17 protein-coding genes are annotated in these 17,495 nt (G+C 61.5%); 11 read left to right on the plus strand and 6 right to left on the minus strand.

Annotated features, from left to right (window positions below):
- Nucleotides 1-385 precede the first annotated feature (385 nt).
- The 4 genes from ACK5NW_RS04375 (at nucleotide 386) to ACK5NW_RS04390 (ending at nucleotide 3,468) form a co-directional block, all read left to right on the plus strand.
- Nucleotides 386-1,000 (plus strand): tat (twin-arginine translocation) pathway signal sequence, encoded by a 615-nt coding sequence (locus tag ACK5NW_RS04375; protein WP_416925427.1) that lies wholly within the window; start codon nucleotides 386-388, stop codon nucleotides 998-1,000.
- Between the two features lie 94 nt (nucleotides 1,001-1,094).
- On the plus strand, nucleotides 1,095-2,663 hold the full coding sequence (locus ACK5NW_RS04380; RefSeq protein ID WP_416925429.1) for a GMC family oxidoreductase: 1,569 nt from the start codon (nucleotides 1,095-1,097) through the stop codon (nucleotides 2,661-2,663).
- A gap of 40 nt (nucleotides 2,664-2,703) precedes the next feature.
- A complete protein-coding gene (locus tag ACK5NW_RS04385; protein WP_416925431.1) occupies nucleotides 2,704-3,051 on the plus strand; it encodes a ribbon-helix-helix domain-containing protein in 348 nt (115 codons plus the stop codon).
- A 21-nt stretch (nucleotides 3,052-3,072) separates the two neighbouring features.
- Entirely contained in the window at nucleotides 3,073-3,468 is a 396-nt protein-coding gene (locus ACK5NW_RS04390; RefSeq protein WP_416925433.1) for a VOC family protein, read from the plus strand.
- A gap of 46 nt (nucleotides 3,469-3,514) precedes the next feature.
- Here the strand turns inward: ACK5NW_RS04390 and fahA are convergent, their stop codons facing one another.
- On the minus strand, nucleotides 3,515-4,846 hold the full coding sequence (fahA, locus tag ACK5NW_RS04395; protein WP_416925435.1) for a fumarylacetoacetase: 1,332 nt from the start codon (nucleotides 4,844-4,846) through the stop codon (nucleotides 3,515-3,517).
- 448 nt (nucleotides 4,847-5,294) lie between these two features.
- Between fahA and ACK5NW_RS04400 the strand changes: the two genes are divergently transcribed.
- The 3 genes from ACK5NW_RS04400 to ACK5NW_RS04410 are packed head-to-tail and all read left to right on the plus strand — an operon-like array spanning nucleotide 5,295 to nucleotide 8,167.
- Complete coding sequence (locus ACK5NW_RS04400) at nucleotides 5,295-7,046, plus strand: DEAD/DEAH box helicase (protein ID WP_416925437.1); 1,752 nt, start codon at nucleotides 5,295-5,297, stop codon at nucleotides 7,044-7,046.
- Nucleotides 7,047-7,081: 35 nt separating this feature from the next.
- Entirely contained in the window at nucleotides 7,082-7,633 is a 552-nt protein-coding gene (locus ACK5NW_RS04405) for a hypothetical protein (RefSeq protein WP_416925439.1), read from the plus strand.
- 24 nt (nucleotides 7,634-7,657) lie between these two features.
- Nucleotides 7,658-8,167, plus strand: coding sequence for a GNAT family N-acetyltransferase (locus ACK5NW_RS04410; protein ID WP_416925441.1), 510 nt, complete (start codon nucleotides 7,658-7,660; stop codon nucleotides 8,165-8,167).
- On the opposite strand, the gene ACK5NW_RS04415 is transcribed toward ACK5NW_RS04410, so the two are convergent.
- Together ACK5NW_RS04415 and ACK5NW_RS04420 are read right to left on the minus strand one after the other, a co-directional pair.
- A complete protein-coding gene (locus tag ACK5NW_RS04415; RefSeq protein ID WP_416925443.1) occupies nucleotides 8,164-9,606 on the minus strand; it encodes an FAD-binding oxidoreductase in 1,443 nt (480 codons plus the stop codon). The genes ACK5NW_RS04410 and ACK5NW_RS04415 overlap by 4 nt on opposite strands.
- Nucleotides 9,607-9,673: 67 nt before the next feature.
- Nucleotides 9,674-10,123, minus strand: a complete 450-nt coding sequence (locus tag ACK5NW_RS04420) for a DUF2069 domain-containing protein (RefSeq protein WP_416925445.1) — start codon at nucleotides 10,121-10,123, stop codon at nucleotides 9,674-9,676.
- A 22-nt stretch (nucleotides 10,124-10,145) separates the two neighbouring features.
- Between ACK5NW_RS04420 and ACK5NW_RS04425 the strand changes: the two genes are divergently transcribed.
- Complete coding sequence (locus tag ACK5NW_RS04425; protein WP_416925447.1) at nucleotides 10,146-11,462, plus strand: YihY family inner membrane protein; 1,317 nt, start codon at nucleotides 10,146-10,148, stop codon at nucleotides 11,460-11,462.
- Nucleotides 11,463-11,499: 37 nt separating this feature from the next.
- Here the strand turns inward: ACK5NW_RS04425 and ACK5NW_RS04430 are convergent, their stop codons facing one another.
- Nucleotides 11,500-12,306, minus strand: a complete 807-nt coding sequence (locus tag ACK5NW_RS04430; RefSeq protein WP_416925450.1) for an alpha/beta fold hydrolase — start codon at nucleotides 12,304-12,306, stop codon at nucleotides 11,500-11,502.
- 2 nt (nucleotides 12,307-12,308) lie between these two features.
- The gene (locus ACK5NW_RS04435; RefSeq protein WP_416925452.1) at nucleotides 12,309-13,646 is read right to left on the minus strand and encodes an O-acetylhomoserine aminocarboxypropyltransferase; all 1,338 of its coding nucleotides are present in this window, start codon (nucleotides 13,644-13,646) and stop codon (nucleotides 12,309-12,311) included.
- Between the two features lie 122 nt (nucleotides 13,647-13,768).
- Between ACK5NW_RS04435 and ACK5NW_RS04440 the strand changes: the two genes are divergently transcribed.
- Genes ACK5NW_RS04440 through ACK5NW_RS04450 form a run of 3 tightly spaced genes read left to right on the plus strand, consistent with a single transcriptional unit; the run spans nucleotide 13,769 to nucleotide 16,897 of the window.
- On the plus strand, nucleotides 13,769-14,236 hold the full coding sequence (locus ACK5NW_RS04440) for a CBS domain-containing protein (RefSeq protein ID WP_416925454.1): 468 nt from the start codon (nucleotides 13,769-13,771) through the stop codon (nucleotides 14,234-14,236).
- Between the two features lie 47 nt (nucleotides 14,237-14,283).
- Nucleotides 14,284-15,372 carry a chorismate synthase gene (gene aroC / locus ACK5NW_RS04445; protein WP_416925456.1) on the plus strand — a complete coding sequence of 363 codons (1,089 nt, stop codon included), beginning with the start codon at nucleotides 14,284-14,286 and terminating at the stop codon, nucleotides 15,370-15,372.
- Between the two features lie 16 nt (nucleotides 15,373-15,388).
- Nucleotides 15,389-16,897: a sensor histidine kinase gene (locus tag ACK5NW_RS04450; protein WP_416925458.1), complete on the plus strand. Its 1,509-nt coding sequence runs from the start codon at nucleotides 15,389-15,391 to the stop codon at nucleotides 16,895-16,897.
- Here ACK5NW_RS04450 and ACK5NW_RS04455 read toward each other — a convergent pair.
- Nucleotides 16,839-17,444 (minus strand): LuxR C-terminal-related transcriptional regulator, encoded by a 606-nt coding sequence (locus ACK5NW_RS04455; protein ID WP_416925460.1) that lies wholly within the window; start codon nucleotides 17,442-17,444, stop codon nucleotides 16,839-16,841. The genes ACK5NW_RS04450 and ACK5NW_RS04455 overlap by 59 nt on opposite strands.
- Nucleotides 17,445-17,495 lie beyond the last annotated feature (51 nt).

Here is a 17,495-nt window from a genome sequence, read left to right on the forward strand (position 1 = left end):
GCACGCTTGCGCGTGCGTTTGGCTGCAAGCTCGAATCCAGTGGTGGCAAGGCTTGTCTGTTGCATCGCTCCACTGTCTCAGATCAGGCCGTCATGGGGCTGACTTTTGCAGACCTTCCCTAGTGCAGTGTTCGACGCTATCTGGCACATAAAAACGCGTCTTTGCCGTCATGGCGGCGTTGCCAATCCTCGCGATAGCTACGGCTATCGCTGCGGTTTGCGCCTTGCCATGACGACAAATCCATCATTTTTATAAGTGCCATCAAGCATCGACCACTGCACTGGGACTTTCCCTGTAGGTAGTCCTATATGCCCCATTTGGGTAAGCCGGTTTCTAGAATTTTTCCAAGCCTTGCAAACAGGCTGATGAATATGGAGACCGTCCCATGAGAGTCATTTCCGTTTTACAAAACCAGACACAAGAACACGCGCCAGCTTGCGCCCTGGCCACCCAAACGCCTGAAGTGACCCGGCGCAGCCTTTTGAAAGGCGGCGGCGTGCTGATGGGCACGCTGGCCGCAGGCAGCCCGTTGGCGTTGCTGGCCCCGTCCACGACCTGGGCGCTGGCGCTGCAAACCTTGACCCAGGCTGAAGGCGACACGCTGCTTCAAATGGGCCGCGCTCTTTTTCCGCACCCGCAACTGCCAGATGCTGTGTATGCCTTGCTGGTCAAAGACCTGGACGGCAGTGCCGCGGCCAGTGCCGATGCAGCTCGGGATTTGCGTGCAGGCATTGCTTCGCTGGATCACCTGGCTGGCGGCAGCTTCTTGAAGGCCAGTGCTGGCCGACGTCTTGAAGCTGTCAAGGCCATGGAAGGGCAAGCCTTTTTCAATACGGTTCGCGGCAAGTGCGTCACTGCCCTGTACGACAACGAGATGGCCTTTGCCGTGTTTGGCTATGAAGGCGCAGCCTGGGAGAAAGGGGGCTATCTGACCCGTGGTTTTCAGGATCTGACCTGGCTGCCGGATCCCTCTGCTGAGGCCAGCCCGCCATCTTCGTAGCTTTGTGATGCGCTGGCGGCGCGCCTTTGGCGATGCAGCCGAACAACCCACGGCGTGGTGCAGGTCAATGACCGCGAAAAGACAAGGAGACAGCATGAGCAAGTTCGATCAAAGCGACGATTCGGTGGTCGTCATCATTGGTTCTGGCGCGGGCGGCGGCACGCTGGCCAATGAGCTGTGCCAAAAGGGCATCAAGGTCGTGGTGCTGGAAGCCGGCGGGCAGCAGTCGAGCGCCAGCTTTATCAACGACGAATGGAAGTCTTTCAGCCAACTGGCGTGGCTGGACAAGCGCACTACCTCGGGCAGTTGGCGGGTGGCCAAAGACTTTGCGGGCCTGCCCACCTGGATTTGCAAGACGGTGGGCGGAACCACCACCCACTGGGCGGGCGCTTCGCTGCGTTTTCAAGAGCACGAATTTCGTACCAAAACGGTCTACGGCGACATCAAAGGAGCCAATTTGCTGGACTGGCCCATCACCTACAAAGACCTGGAGCCGTATTACGCCAGGGCCGAAAACAAAATGGGGGTCACCCGCACCCATGGCATTCCTGGTCTGCCGGGCAATAACAACTTCAAGGTGATGTACGACGGTGCCACCAAGCTGGGGTACAAAGAGGTGCACACCGGCAATATGGCCATCAACAGTCGACCCCGTGATGGCCGGGCCAGTTGCATTCAACTGGGGTTTTGTTTTCAGGGCTGCAAAAGCGGTGCCAAGTGGTCCACGCTGTACACCGAATTGCCTGCGGCCGAGGCCACGGGCAACCTGGATTTGCGTACACAAGCGCACGCGATCCGTATTGAGCACAACGCGGCAGGCCGTGCCAGCGGCGTGGTCTACGTCGACAAGAACGGCAAACAACAGCGCCAGAAGGCGCGCATCGTCTGTGTGGCTGGAAATGCCATTGAAACACCGCGCTTGCTGCTGCTGTCGGCATCCAGCATGTTCAAAGATGGCTTGGCCAACTCTTCTGGGCAGGTCGGCAGAAACTACATGCGCCACATGACGGGTTCGGTCTATGCCGTCTTTAAAGAGCCAGTTCGCATGTACCGCGGCACCACCATGGCGGGCATCATCAGAGATGAAGCGCGCCACGACACCCGTCGCGGCTTTGTGGGGGGCTATGAGCTGGAAACCCTGTCGCTGGGCCTTCCGTTCATGGCCGCTTTTCTCAACCCCGGCGGGTGGGGTGCTGACTTTGCCTGGTGGATGGAGCGCTACAAGTACATGGCCGGTCTGTGGCTGGTGGGCGAAGACATGCCGCGCCAAACCAATCGTGTCACGCTCAACGCGGACGTCAAAGACCAGTTTGGAAATGCCGTGCCCAACGTGCACTTTGACGACCACGACAACGACATCGCCATGCGCAACCATGCTTTTACCCAAGCCGAGCGGATTTACAGCGCGGCGGGTGCCATCAAGGCTTTTCGCACGCCGCCGTATCCCTCCACGCACAATCTCGGAACGGCGCGCATGAGCGCTCGCCCCCAGGATGGGGTGTGCAACCAGTGGGGCCAAACGCACGACGTGCCCAACCTGTTCATCAGCGATGGCAGCCAGTTCACCTCCGGCGGCGCGGAAAACCCCACGTTGACCATCGTGTCTCTGGCTATTCGCCAGGCCGAATACGTGGCGTCTCAAATGGCACAGCGTGCTATTTGAGAGTACTGTTGGCTTGAGATGCACAAAGAGAGGACGCGTCATGTGTGAGTTTTTCGTCGCAGCCGATCCCATCCTCTACGAATCGCGCACCCGCACGGTGCGCATCAGAGGGGTGTCCACCAGCGTGCGGCTGGAGAACTTTGTCTGGGATACCCTGGCGCGCCTGGCCGCAGAAGAGGGCGTGACCACCAATGCGCTGATCGTGCAGTTTCACGACGAAATCCTGCGCCATCGCGGTGACGTGCTCAATTTCACCTCGTTTCTTCGCGTGACCTGCCTGCGCTACTTGAGCCGCAAATGCGATCAGATGGATGCCCTGCAGGAAAGTGAAAACGCCTTGAAAACCTTGCACCCGCCTGCACAGTTTCACAAAAACGTCACCCATTAACCCTTTGCCTGAACACACGCCATGGCCAAGCTGATTCACACCATGATCCGGGTGCGCGATTTGGATGCGTCGCTCAAGTTTTACGGTGAAGTGTTCGCCTTGATGCCTTCGCACCGCCTGGACTTTGACGATTTTTCACTGGTTTATCTGCGCAACGGTGAAACCGAAGCCGAGCTTGAACTGACCTGGAACAAAGGCCGCGCAGAGCCTTATACCCATGGCGATGGCTACGGTCACGTCGCTGTGGTGGTGGATGACGTGACTGCGCTGCATGCTGATTTGACGCAAGCCGGTTATGCGCCCATGCCGGTGAAAGAGTTCAAACACGAACAGGCGCTGTTAGCCCGCTTTTTCTTCATCACCGATCCTGATGGTTACAAGATCGAGGTGCTGGAAAAGCACGGTCATTACCGCTGATCTGCTGCCGCTGACAAACAAACATCAAAAAACAAACATCAAAAGATCAATCGATGTGCAGTGCGCTTTTGGCGGGCAGCACCGTGCCCACGCACTCGCCAAAGCCGATGCGCGCAGCGCCTGCTTTTTCGCACCAGCCGCGCAGCACCACGGTGTCGCCATCTTGCAGCCAGGTGCGCTGCTCGCCGCCGGGCAGTTGCACTGGGCGCTTGCCGCCTTCGGTCAGCTCGATCAACGCGCAGGCTGAATCCAGAGTGGGGCCGGACAAGGTGCCAGTGCCCAGCAAATCGCCCGCTTGCAGATTGCAGCCGCCCACGGTGTGATGGGCCACCATTTGCGCGGCTGTCCAGTAGGCGTGGCGGTAATTGGTTTGGCACAACCGTGCGGGGGCGGTGCCCGCCTGACGCATGGCGGGAGTCTGGATCAGGGCTTGCAGTTCGATGTTGAGCGCGCCTTCGGCGGCGTTGTCCGGGTGGTTCAAGTAGGGCAGGGGCTGCGGGTCGCCGGCCGGGTGCGCAAAGGCGGTGCGAAACGGGGCCAGTGCTTCCCAGGTGACGATCCACGGGGAAATGGTGGACGCAAAGTTCTTGGACAGAAACGGCCCCAGCGGCTGGTATTCCCAACCCTGGATGTCGCGCGCCGACCAGTCGTTGAACAGCACCAGGCCAAAGATATGGTCGGGTGCCTGTGTCATACCCACAGGTTCACCCAGCGCATTGGGTGCGCCGATGAAAACGCCCATTTCCAGCTCAATGTCCAGCCGCGCGCAGGGTTGCAATGTGGGTGCAGCAGCGCTGGGTGCCATCACCTGGCCGTGCGGGCGATGAAAAGCCTGGCCCGAGACACCAATGCTGGACGAGCGACCGTGGTAGCCGATGGGCACCCATTGGTAGTTGGGCAGCAGCGGGCTGTCAGGACGAAACTGTTTGCCGATGTTGGTGGCGTGGTGGATCGAGGTGTAGAAATCGGTGTAGTCGCCAATGTGCGCGGGCACTGCGTATTCGGCCTCGGCCTGCGGCACCAGACAGGCTTGCAAGGCGGCTTGTTGCGCTGCGCCAGTGCGCAAAACGCGTGACAGCGCCAACCGCAGCGCGGCAGATGCGGGTTGGCCCAGGCGCATCAGGTGGTTCAGTGTGGATTCGGTGGCTGCGTGGGCGGGTGCAAGCGCTGCGCCTTCAAACACACCGGCGGCCACGGCAGCGGCCATGTCCACGATGTGCGCACCAATCGCCACGCCACCGCGCCACGCTTGGTTGCTGCCTTGGCGGCGGAACACCGCGAAGGGCAGGTTTTGAATCGGAAAATCGGTGCTGCCGCCATTGGCCGATTCGACCCAACTGCGCAACTTCGGATCGTGCGTTTCGTTGGTGATGGGCATGAAGTGTCTCCTCAATGCAAGTGTGTGACCAAAGAATAACGCAGCGGCGATGAGCCTTGGATGCTACGGTTGGCTGCGATGGCCGGTGATTGCCTGAAGTCAGAAAAAACGCGATAATCACCGGCTAACTTGAGGCGAGTCTGAATTTTTTCAGAGCGCCTTGGGTTAAGTGAAGCAGACCACATCATCCTTCTCGCATGTTGCCCGCTGCGCTTTAAGTCAGCGTGGCAACCATGTCTTTCAATCTGCGCGGCCCGTCAGGGGCCAGCGATTGCCAATTCGGAATCCCGGCGTGGCGTGTGCCATCTCCCGGAGATTCGCGTTGTCGGACGATGGGTGTCTTTGTTTGAACCCTGGGCGTGATGTGTTGAACGCCCGTCCGACAGCCGCTGTGTGCCAAGCGCCTTGAATCCGTGCGCGACCACTCATCGGCGAGAAAGTAAAAAAGATGATCACCTCTGATGAGGAAAACAGCGCTTTAGCGCTTGATGTTTCTGTGCCTGAAGCTATTGAAAACGTAGCTATCGACAACCCAGTTAGCGACAATCCATTTGAAGCCCTTGGTCTGGCCCCTGAGCTGCTGCAAGCTGTCGCTACGCTGGGCTACACCGAACCCACCGCCGTGCAGCAGCGCGCCATTCCACTGGCGCTTCAGCCGCACCCTGAAGGCTTTAACGACCTGATGGTCAGCAGCCAGACCGGCAGTGGCAAAACCGCAGCCTTCTTGCTGCCGGTGCTGCACACCTTGCTGGGCCTGGAGCGCGAAGCCGCTGCACGCGACAAGGCCGCCTGGGACGCCAAGGTGGCCGAAGCTTTGGCCAAAGGCGAGCCAGCGCCGAAAAAACCACGCCGCCAGAACCCACTCAAGCCGCGCCGCTTCAAGCCCGCCGTGCCCGGTGCGCTGGTGCTGTGCCCCACGCGCGAGCTGGCGCAGCAGGTGGCGCGTGACGCGATTGATCTGGTGCGCCATTGCCGCAGCCTGCGCATCGCCTGCGTGGTGGGTGGCATGCCTTACCAGCAACAGATCGCGCAGTTGCAAAACGTATCGCTGGTGGTGGCCACACCGGGCCGTCTGCTGGACTTGGCCAGCGGCGGACAGATCGTGCTGGATCAGGTGCGCTTTTTGGTGGTGGACGAGGCAGACCGCATGCTGGATTTGGGCTTTGCCGACGCGCTGGCCGAAATCAACCAGCTTACCGCCAAGCGCCAGCAAACCATGATGTTCAGCGCCACCTTTGCGCCGCCTATTCAGCAACTGGCCATGCGCGTCATGCATGACGGTGGTGCGCGCGTGCAAAAAGTGCAGGTCGCTACGCCGCAGCAAAGCCACGCCAACATCCGGCAAGAGCTGTACTGGGCCGACAGCCCCGAGCACCGCCGCCGCTTGCTGGATTACTGGCTGCGCGACCCCAGCATCGACCAGGCCATCGTGTTTGCTTGCACGCAAATTGAATGCGAGCAACTGGCCGAAGACTTGCAACAGGACAATTTTGCCGCCGTGTCGCTGCACGGCGCTTTGAGCCAGGCGCTGCGCAACCGCCGTTTGAAGGCAATGCGCGATGGCAAAGTGCAGATTCTGGTGGCCACCGACGTGGCCGCGCGCGGCATCGACGTGCCCACCATCACCCACGTTATCAACTTTGGCCTGCCCATGAAGGCCGAGGACTACACCCATCGCATTGGCCGCACGGGCCGTGCGGGGCGCGATGGCCTGGCGGTGACGCTGGCCGAGTTCCGCGACCGCCGCCGTCTGGCCGATATCGAAGCCTACACGCGCCAGAAGTTCGAGCCGCTCACGGTGACCGGGCTGGAGCCGACCAAGTTCTTCCCACCCATCACCGAAGACCGCCCGCAGCGCAAGCCGGGGCGTGGTGGCGGCAAGCCTGGTGCGCGCCACGGTGGTGCGCGCCGAGGCACTGACCGCGGCGGTGTCGAGCCACGCGGCCCGAAGATGATTGGCGGCGGCTTCAAAGGCACGCAGGCACCGGATCGCCGCCGTTCGCGTGGCGAAGGCGTGCGCGCTGGCGCTGGCGAAGTCTGGACACCGCAGCGCAGCGAGACGCACCGTCATGAGCGCCGTGATGAACGCCCGTCTGGCCGTGGTGAATTTCGTGCGGCGGCCCGTGCCTCTGCGCCTGGGCGTGCGCGTGCAGCCGCTCCTCGCGCCAAGCCTTATGCGCCGGGCCGGGCTGGGCGCTGATCTGACAGATCTGCGGTTGAAGCAAAATGCGCCCGATGACTTGGGAATTTCGTCCCTACGAGGGTTATGGCCCGCTGAGTTTCGGCAGGACCCAGGCCCAGGCCATTGCGCTGTTGGGCACGCCAAAGGCCGTGATCAACAGCTATGAGAGCCTGCGTCCGATTATGGACGTGGTAGGCGATGGTTATTTAAGCGAGCACTTCATCGAAGTGATGCAGCGGCAGAGCACGATGCAGTTTGCTGATTCGGCCAGCAACAACCAGCGACCAGAGTTGGTATTTTCTGGCGATGAACTGGTGGGGTTTTGCCTGCAACACAGGGATGACAGGCTGCTCGTGCATGGCGTCAACATCTGGGGCAAGCAACGCGCGGCGATCATCAAGGCACTGGCTGGGCATGAGCGGGTAATGCTGTTCGACGGCGCAGACTATTACTTCGAATCCGTCGGCCTGAGGATCACCGCACCCAGGTTCTGGCAAGAAAAAGGCAGTATTGGCCTGTATTCGCGCCAGGGTTTCGATGAAGCCATGGATTTGGCCGGGCCTTATGAATACACCCCTGATGAAATTACAGGCAAAGAGCGCTGATCACGCTAAAGGGGTGCGCACCAGATGCCAAGCGCCTTTGACCAACCGCAACCGCTGACCGCTGCTGATGTTGCTGCCCTGATGCGCGTACAGGCCGGCTGCTATGGGCCGCATTTGCTGGAATCGGCCGATCTGTATGCGCAGCGGCTGGCCAGCCCCGTGCAGTGCAGTTGGGGCGTGCGCGATGGCGCGGGCGTGCTGGTGGCTTATTTGGCCGCCTACTGGTCGGTGCGGGGGGCCATCACGCCTTTGCACGGAGCGTTCAAAAGCCACCCGCAGCCTGACACGCTGTATCTTCACGATCTGGCTGTGCGGCCTGCGCAGGCGGGCCAGGGCTTGGCGCAAATGCTGTTGCAAGTCGCATGGCGCAGCGCCGCTGCGCAGGGTATTGAGCAGGCCGCACTGGTTTCAGTGCAAAGCACCCAGCGCTTTTGGCTGCGCCAGGGGTTTGCGGCCGCTGATGCACCACCGGACTTGGCCAGCTACGGCGGCGGGGCGGTTTACATGACGCGGCTGCTGAACGAGAAGTTTTAAGCGGCAGCGGCTGGGCGCTGCGCCAGCACCCGCCCGGGGTTCATCAGCCCCTGCGGGTCCAGCGCCTGTTTGATCGTGCGCATCAGCCCAAGCGCCACGGGCGACTTGTAGTGCGGCAGCTTGGCCGCCTTCAGGCTGCCGATGCCGTGCTCGGCGCTGATCGAGCCACCGTGGCGTGCCACGTGGTCGAACACCAGGGTGTTGATGCGGTCTTCTTCGCGCTGTAGGAACTGCGCCGCATCGCCGCCCTCAGGGGCCTGCACGTTGTAGTGCAGGTTGCCGTCGCCCAGGTGGCCAAAGTTGACCAGGCGCACGCCAGCAATCGCTTGCGCCAACGCGGCGTCGGTCTCGGCCACGAATGTGGGGATGCGGGACACCGGCAGGCTGATGTCGTGCTTGATGTTCAGGCCCTCTTCGGCCTGCGCCAGCGGGATGCTCTCGCGGATGTGCCACAGCCCTTTGGCCTGGGCGAGGCTTTCGGCCACCACGGCGTCGGTGACGCAGCCGACTTCCAGTGCGGCTTCCAGCAAGGCTTCAAACTGCGTGCGGGCGTGGGCTTCGCTCTCGTGGTCAGAGTTTTCCAGCAACACACACCAGGGCGTGTCGCGCCACAGCGGCACGCGCAACTGCGGGTAGTGCTTGTCGACCAGGCTCAAGGCAAACTGGTTCATCACCTCGAAGCCGGTCAACCCCGCTGCCAGCCGCTGCTGCGCCAGGCCCAGCAAGTCCACCGCCGCCGCCATCGACGGCACGGCGGCCCAGGCCGTGAGCCGGGCGGCGGGCTGCGGATACAGCTTTAACGTGGCAGCGGTGATGATGCCCAGCGTGCCTTCGCTGCCGATGAACAAGTCGCGCAGGTCGTAGCCGGTGTTGTCCTTGCGCAGGCCGCTCAGGCCCTCCCATACCTGGCCCTGGGGCGTGACCACTTCCAGCCCCAGGCACAGCTCGCGCGCGTTGCCGTAGCGCAGCACCTGCGTGCCACCTGCGTTGGTGGCCAGGTTGCCGCCAATGGTGCAACTGCCTTCGGCCGCCAAACTCAAGGGGAACAGAAAGCCCGCATCCTGCGCAGCGGCTTGCAGGTTTTGCAAAATGCACCCGGCTTCGACGGTGAACGTCAGATTGGCCGTGTCGATAGCGCGCACGTGGTCCAGCCGCTTCAAACTCAGCAGCACCTGCGTGCCGCTGCCGTCGGGCACGCTGCCCACGGCCAGGCCGGTATTACCGCCTTGCGGCACGATGGACGCGCCCGCAGCGGTGCAGGCGCGCACCACGGCAGCTACTTCATCCGTGCTGCCAGGGCGCACCACGGCCAGCGCGCGGCCATGCTCGCGGCGGCGCCAGTCTTGCTCATAAACGCTTAAATCGCCATCGGTCAGCACATGGGCCGTGCCCACGGTGTGACGCAGGGTGGTCAGCAAGTCAGCAGGATTTAAAGACATGGTGTTTGCTACCTTTATAATAGCTATTAGCGCTTATGGGGCCTGCTATGAAGGCGCGAAATCATGCTTATTCCGCAGTGCCTGGGGCAGGATCGGTCGTGGGCGGCTGCATGCGCTGAGCCTGCTTTTGGCGCAAGCGCACATGAACCGCGCAGGCTGCAAACAGCACCAGCACCAGCGCCACTTGCACGCCCGCCAGGCGCGATGACAGACCGGGGTCGTCTGCAGCGCGCACCACGCCTTCCACAAAATACAGCCAGATGAACAGCGCCACCCGGCGGTAGGTGAGCATGCGGTAGCGCAGCAAACCGGGCAGCGGCAGCAGCAAGGGCAGGGCTTTGAGTGCCAGCCAGGATCCGCCAGGGCGCAGCGGTGCCAACCACAGCTCCCACGCCAGGCACAGCGCTGCCAGCACCAGCAGGCTCAGCGCCGCCACGGCGCGCGTGGCCTGCACGGCAGGTGATGGCGTGGCGCTGGCAGCAGCAGTGGCAAGGGCAGGCAAGTGGTGCTGGGGCATGGGCGGTGGCATCATACCCAGCATGTGGCTGAACTGGCTGGGGCAGCGCCTCAAAACCCTGTTGAACGACGTGACGGATTTTCCCGTGCTGCTGACGGCTGCCACGCTGTGGGAGCGCCTGCGGCAAGACCGTCTGGGCGTGACGGCCTCGGCACTCACCTTCACCACGGTGCTGGCGCTGGTGCCGTTTTTTGCGGTGATGCTGTCGGTGTTCACCGCGCTGCCGGTGTTTGGACGCTTTCAGCAAGCGCTGGAGCAGTGGCTGGCGAGCAGCCTGATTCCCGCCAGTATTGCCACCACGGTGATGGACTACCTGACCCAGTTCGCCACCAAGGCCAGCGGGCTGGGCACGGTGGGGCTGGTGGCCTTGCTGGTCAGCAGCTTGTCGCTGATTTTGACCATCGACCACACGTTGAATGAAATCTGGCGCGTGAGTGCGCGGCGCCCGCTGGGCCAGCGGGTGTTGGTGTACTGGGCCGTGCTGACGCTGGGGCCGTTGGTGCTGGGCGGCAGTCTGGCCATTACCTCGTATGTGCTCACGGCTTCACGCGGCTGGCTGCCATCGGCTGGCAGCGGCACTGATATGGGCATCCAATGGCTGCTGGGCGCGATGCAGTTTGCGTTGATGAGCCTGGGCTACACGCTGCTGTACCGCTATGTGCCCAACACGCCCGTCAAATGGAAGCACGCGCTGGCCGGGGGCGTGTTTGCCGTGGCTTGCCTGGGGCTGGCGCGCTGGGGGCTGGCGCTGTATTTGTCGCGCGTGCCCAGCTATTCATTGATTTACGGCGCGTTTGCCACGGTGCCGATTTTGCTGCTGTGGGTGTACGTGTCGTGGTTGATCGTGCTGTTTGGCGCGGTGATTGCGGCGTATTTGCCCAGCTTGCTCACGGGTGTGGCGCGGCGTGGCGGCGTGCCGGGCTGGGACTTTCAACTGGCCGCTGAAGTGCTGCAAGCGCTGGCGGGTGCGCAAAGCCGTGCACAAGATGACGGCACGCGCGGCCTGACCTTGCCGCAACTGGCGGCCAGGCTGCGGGTGGACACGCTGCAACTGTCGCCCGTGATGGAGGCGCTGGGCGACATGCACTGGGTGGGCGAGCTGACCACGCGCACCGAAAACCAAGAGCCGCACTTTGTGCTGCTGATCCAGCCCGCGCAGCAGCCCCTAAGACCGTTGATGGAAAAGCTGCTGCTCCAGCCCGACCCGGCCCTCAGCGGCTGGTGGAGCCATGAGCAGCAACACCCGCTGACGGTGGCTGATTTGTTGACCGCAGAAGATGATGGATTGCAAACCAAGAAGCCTTCTGATGCATATACACAAATCGCGAACAGCTATTGATTAAATAGCATGAAGCAGTCAATAAGACATTCAAGTTTCAAGCGCTCAAAAAATCTCGCAGCGCAAACAGCACCTCGTCGGGTGCTTCGGTCATCAGCGCATGCCCGGCATTCACTTCCACCACCTTGGCCAGCCGTGCGTGCTCGGCCAGCGCCTTGGCAGATTTAGGCGGCGTCATCTGATCGTGCCGCCCCACCAGAAACAGGGTAGGGCAATGCACGGCAGCCATGGCCTGCGCACCATTGGCGTAGCTGTCGCACGCTTTGAAGCCGGTGTGAAACACATTCACCTTGGGGTTGCTGGCCAGCATGCGGCGCATCAGTGCGCGCGAAGCGCCGTACAGCCAGGTGCCCGGCCCCAGCGCCGAGGGTGGTGGGCACAGCGTGCTGTGCGAGAAGGTGTTGACCATGGCAATCGCCTTTTCAGGCGCGTTGACCGAGGCGTCCAGCAACGCGGGCGACACCTTCATGGGGCAGGCCGTGCCCAGCAGCGCCAGATGGCTGATATGGGCCGGTGCGCGTGCTGCCGCCTCCAGCGCAATCAATGAGCCAAAACTGTGGCCCACCAGCGCAGCTTGCTCAATACCCTGCGCTTTCAGCAGCGCCAGCACGGTGCCTGCGGCCTGCTCCACTGTCTCAGGTGGCTGGCCATCGCTTTTTCCTTGTCCTGGAAGATCAATGGCCAGCACGTTCCAGCCGTGGTGCGCCAGATAGCGGCTTTGCAAAATCCACACACTGTGGTCGTTCAATACGCCGTGAATGAACACCACCGTCGGCTGAGCGGGGTCGAAGGGTTTGCCGCCGGTGTAGGCGTAGACATGGTGGCCGTTGACGTTGATCTGCATGGTTAAACCTCCGCCTTTTCAGCGGCCTTGAGGGCGCGCTTGAGGTCGTCGATCAAATCGTCTGCGTCTTCCAGACCGATCGACAGGCGGATGGTGCCGGGGCCGATGCCGGCACCTGCCAGGGCCTCGTCGCTCATGCGGAAATGCGTGGTGCTGGCCGGGTGAATGACCAGGCTGCGGCAGTCGCCGACGTTGGCCAGGTGGCTGAATAATTTGAGCGTCTCGATGAAGCGCTTGCCTTGTTCGCGCGAGCCTTTGAGGTCAAAGCTGAACACGCTGCCTGCGCCCTTGGCACCGTGTTTGAGCAGCTTGTTGGCGAGCGCATGGCTGGGGTGCGATTCGAGCAAGGGATGCCCCACCTTGGCGACAAACGGGTGTTCGGCCAGAAAGCGCACCACGCGCTCGGTGTTGGCGATGTGCCGTTCCATGCGCAGCGGCAGGGTTTCGATGCCTTGCAGAATCAGCCAGGCGCTGTGCGGGCTTAAAGACGCGCCAAAGTCGCGCAGACCTTCGCGGCGCGCGCGCAGCAAAAAGGCCCCGACGGTGCTTTCTTCGCTGAACACCATGTCGTGAAAGCCGTCGTAGGCTTGGGTGAATTCGGCAAATTTGCCCGCGCTGCCATCCGCGGCGCTCTGCGATGCCTTGTCCCAATCAAATGAGCCGCCATCGACCAGCACGCCGCCGATCACGGTGCCGTGGCCGGACAGGAACTTGGTGGCCGAGTGGTAGAGCAGATCGGCACCATGCTCGAAGGGCTTGAGCAGGTAGGGCGTGGTGAAGGTCGAATCGACCAGCAGGGGCAGGCCCGCAGTGTGGGCGATGTCGGCCACGGCCGGGATGTCCAGCACTTCCAGCCCTGGGTTGCCCACGGTCTCGCCAAACAGCAAGCGCGTGGTGGGGCGGATGGCGGCGCGCCAGCCGTCCAGATCGCCCGGTTTGACAAAAGTGGTTTCAATGCCGAAGCGCCGCAGCGTGTAGTGCAGCAGGTTCTGGCTGCCGCCATACAGTGCCGTGCTGGCGACGATATGGCCGCCCGCGCCCATCAGCGTGGTGATGGCCAAATGCAGCGCGGCCTGGCCGCTGGCAGTGGTGATGGCACCGATGCCACCTTCGAGTGCGGCGATGCGCTGCTCCAGCACCGCGTTGGTGGGGTTACTGATGCGGCTGTAGACGTGGCCCGAGCGTTCCAGATTGAACAGCGCGGCGGCATGGTCGCTGGACTCGAACACGAATGAAGTGCTCAAGTGAATGGGCACGGCACGCGCGCCGGTGGCCGGATCGGGCGCGGCACCTGCGTGCAGGGCCAGGGTGTCAAAGCCGGGGTCGGCGTAGCCGGGCATGGTGTCTCCTTGATGTGGCAGCAGTGGGGCTGCAAGTGGCTAGGATATTGTGGGCTATATTTATTGGCTGGCTTGACCTCTTCGTTCCCTCTTTGTCTTTTGGGTCGGCCCGGAGTGTTTACATGAAAGTTCGCGACATCCTGCGCCTGAAGGGCAACGCCCTGTACACCATTACCCCTGAAGACGATTTGGCGCAAGCGGCGCAAATCATGTCGGACAAAGACATCGGCTCGCTGGTGGTGATGTCGCACGAGCGTGTGGTGGGCATTCTGACGTTTCGTGAAGTGATTAAGGCGGCGGCGGCGAATGGAGGCCGCTTTGAGGGCCTGTCGGTGTACCGCGCGATGGACGATGGGCCATTGATTTGCACGCTGGAGACCGACATGGACGAGGTGCGCCGCATGATGCTGAACCACCATGCACGCTACCTGCCAGTGATCGACCGCCAGCAGTTGCAAGGTGTGATCAGCTTTTACGATGTGGCCAAGGCGGTGGTGGACAGCCAGAATTTTGAAAACCGCCTGCTCAAAGCCTACATCCGTGACTGGCCGGATGAAGACACCAAGAATACCGAGCCGAATTTTCCGTAAATCAACCAGCGGCTGGCGGGTGAGCCAAGCTGGCGATAATTCAAGCTATGAGCGGAAATACTTTCGGCAAGCTGTTTGCTGTGACCAACTTTGGCGAATCGCACGGCCCTGCCATTGGCTGCGTGATTGATGGCTGCCCACCCGGCATGGCGCTGACTGAGGCCGATATTCAGCCGGATCTGGATCGCCGCCGCCCTGGCACCAGCAAGTTCGTGACCCAGCGCAATGAGGCCGATCAGGTCGAAATTTTGTCTGGCGTGTACCAAGGACAGACTACCGGCACACCCATTTGCCTGCTGATTCGCAACACCGACCAGCGCAGCAAGGATTACAGCGACATTGCGCAAACCTTCCGGCCAGGCCATGCCGATTACACCTATTGGCAGAAATACGGTGTGCGTGATCCGCGCGGTGGCGGCCGCTCTTCCGCCCGCTTGACGGCACCCACGGTAGCTGCCGGGGCGGTGGCCCGGAAATGGTTGCGGCAAGAACTGGGCACCACATTTCGCGGCTGTATGACCCACATCGGCGAATTGACCATCGGTTTTGAAAGTTGGGCGCATGTGGATCAGAACCCGTTTTTTGCGCCGGTGGCCGATGTGACGGCGCTGGAAGACTATATGAACGCGCTGCGCAAAAACGGCGATTCATGTGGTGCCCGCTTGCGTGTGACGGCCGCAGGTGTGCCCGTGGGACTGGGCGAGCCGCTGTATGACCGGCTGGATGCCGACATCGCCAAGGCCATGATGGGTCTGAATGCCGTCAAGGGCGTTGAAATTGGTGACGGCTTTGCCAGCGTGGCGCACAAAGGCAGCCTGCACGGCGATTCGCTGTTGCCGGGTGAAGCGGGCAGAGCGCGCTTTGCCACCAACCATGATGGCGGTGTGCTGGGCGGCATCAGCAGCGGACAGGATCTGGAAGTGGCGGTTGCCATCAAGCCGACCAGCTCGATTTTGGTGCCGCGCACGTCCGTCAATGTAGCAGGTGAGCCGGTGGAGGTGGTGACCAAGGGTCGACACGACCCCTGCGTAGGCATCCGCGCCACGCCGATCATTGAAGCGCTGCTGGCCCTGGTGGTGATGGACCATGCACTGAGGCATCGGGCGCAATGTGGTGAACACCTTCAGCCAAACTGAGTGGCGCTGGGTCTTGATGAAAACGGACAGTGCGGGCGGCGAAGAACGGCCGATCAGTATGGGAGATACCGCATTAGCCCAGCCCGTGCCGCCAGAATTTTGGCCTGACGACAGCGTTGGCACGCCTGACCGGTCGCCGGAAAGCGAATGGATTGAGGCCACGCAGATCGGCATTGTGATGAAGGGCATGCGGTCGTCGTGGCCTGCGGCCCTGACGACCGTGGTGGTGATCAATGCGCTGGCCGCGCTTTATGTGCCGGTGCTCGCCCTGATGGCCTGGACATTGACCTGGCTGGCACTGGCCGCGCACCGATATATGTACATGCGACGATACCAGCGGGTGGTTAGCCGCCAGCCGTCGTCAGAGCGGTTGGCGTATTTCCGGCGCTATGCCTGGATATGGGTGATGTATGCCGCAAGCTGGGGTGTCTTGCCGTTGGTGCTGGCTGACCGGTTGCCGGATTTGCAGCTCATCATTGTCTGGATCACCCTGGGAGGGGCAGGGGCTGTCAGCATGTCATGGATGTCGGCGTACCTGCCTACGGTGCGGCGCTATCTGTCCACGCTGGTCGTGACGATGCTGGCTTGCGTGGCATTCAACATGCTGACAGGTGCTGTGCCGCGTTTTGAGCTGGTGCTTGGCACCTTGATGCCAATGATGGTGGCGCTGTTTCTGGTCATCATGACGCTGATGGTCAACAACTTGCACCGGATGTCCACGCAAAGTATCGATTTGCGCTATCAGAATGAGCGCTTAATCCAGTCGCTGCGTCAGCAGACGCAGACAGCGCAACAGGCGCTGGTGTTTCGAGACCGTTATCTGGCCGGTGCTGCCCATGATTTGAAGCAGCCCATCAACGCGCTGGCCATTTACGCCGAATGGCTGTGCAGCGAGCCAGAGCTGGTGGATGAACTCAGCCCCAAGATTTTGCAGTCCACGCAGGCCGTCAACACCTTGTTCGATTCGCTGTTTGACCTGGTCAAGCTGGACGCTGGGCATTTGAGTGTGGATGTCAAACCCATCAAGGTCAAGGCATTGCTGTCTGATCTGATGGTGCAATTTCGGCCCTTGGCGATTCAAAAGGGATTGAAGCTGCGAAGCAGGCCGCTTGATCTGGTGCTCCATTCAGACCCGATCATGCTGCGCCGGATAGTTTCTAACCTGGTGTCCAACGCCATCCGCTATACGCCGCATGGCGGCATTTTGCTGGCTGTGCGCCAACGTCATAGCGAGGTGGTGTTTGAGGTGTGGGACACCGGTATCGGCATCGCCGAAGGCGAGCAAGCGATGGTGTTCGAGGAGTTCTACAAGGTTAAGGTCAGCGGCACTGAAGGCGGATTTGGCCTGGGGCTTTCCATCGTGCGCCGTCTGTCGGCCACACTGGGCTGCACACTCACCATGCAGTCGGTGCCGGGACGCGGCTCAGTGTTTCGATTGCGCGTGCCACTGTCTTCGGGTGTTGCGGTTACGAATTCAGCAGGCCATTCATCCGGGCGTAATGCAGCGTCTGCGTTCGGCTCTTGACACCCAGGCGGCGAAACAGGCGCCACAAATGCACCTTCACGGTGTGCTCACTGATGCCCAGGCGTTCTGCAATGTCGCGGTTCGATAAACCTTCGTCCAGCATCACGATGAGTTGCTTTTGACGCTTGGACAGCTTGGTTTCGGTTTTAAGGTCGCTGTCGTCCAGATCGCCCGCTTGCGAGTCAGTGAGCAGCATGGTGCGCAATGCGCTGGCGATTTCGGCTGCGCCCGCAGACTTTTCAATATAAACGTCGGCACCGGCTTCGCGGCACCACTCTTCCACATCAGACGCTGGAGTGGCCGAAATAACGGCCAAAGGCACGTCCGGATACTGGCCTTTGAGCAGCTTGACGCCGGAAATGCCGACGGTGTCGGGCAATTTCAAATCCAGACAAAACAGTTCGGGCGCACCCTTGACGGCCACCACGCGATCCAGATCCGACAACTGCGACAGCTCGACCACCTCAGAGCCAGGTCGAATGCGCCGCAGCAGCATGACCACGGCATCGCGCATCAGTGGATGATCATCAATCACATAAATAACCAAAATCTACTCTCCCGCGTACGTGCGCCAACGACAGCTTGAACCAGTCTGCTG

Source organism: Ottowia sp. (assembly GCF_047975795.1).
In the GTDB taxonomy this organism is placed as follows: domain Bacteria; phylum Pseudomonadota; class Gammaproteobacteria; order Burkholderiales; family Burkholderiaceae_C; genus Ottowia.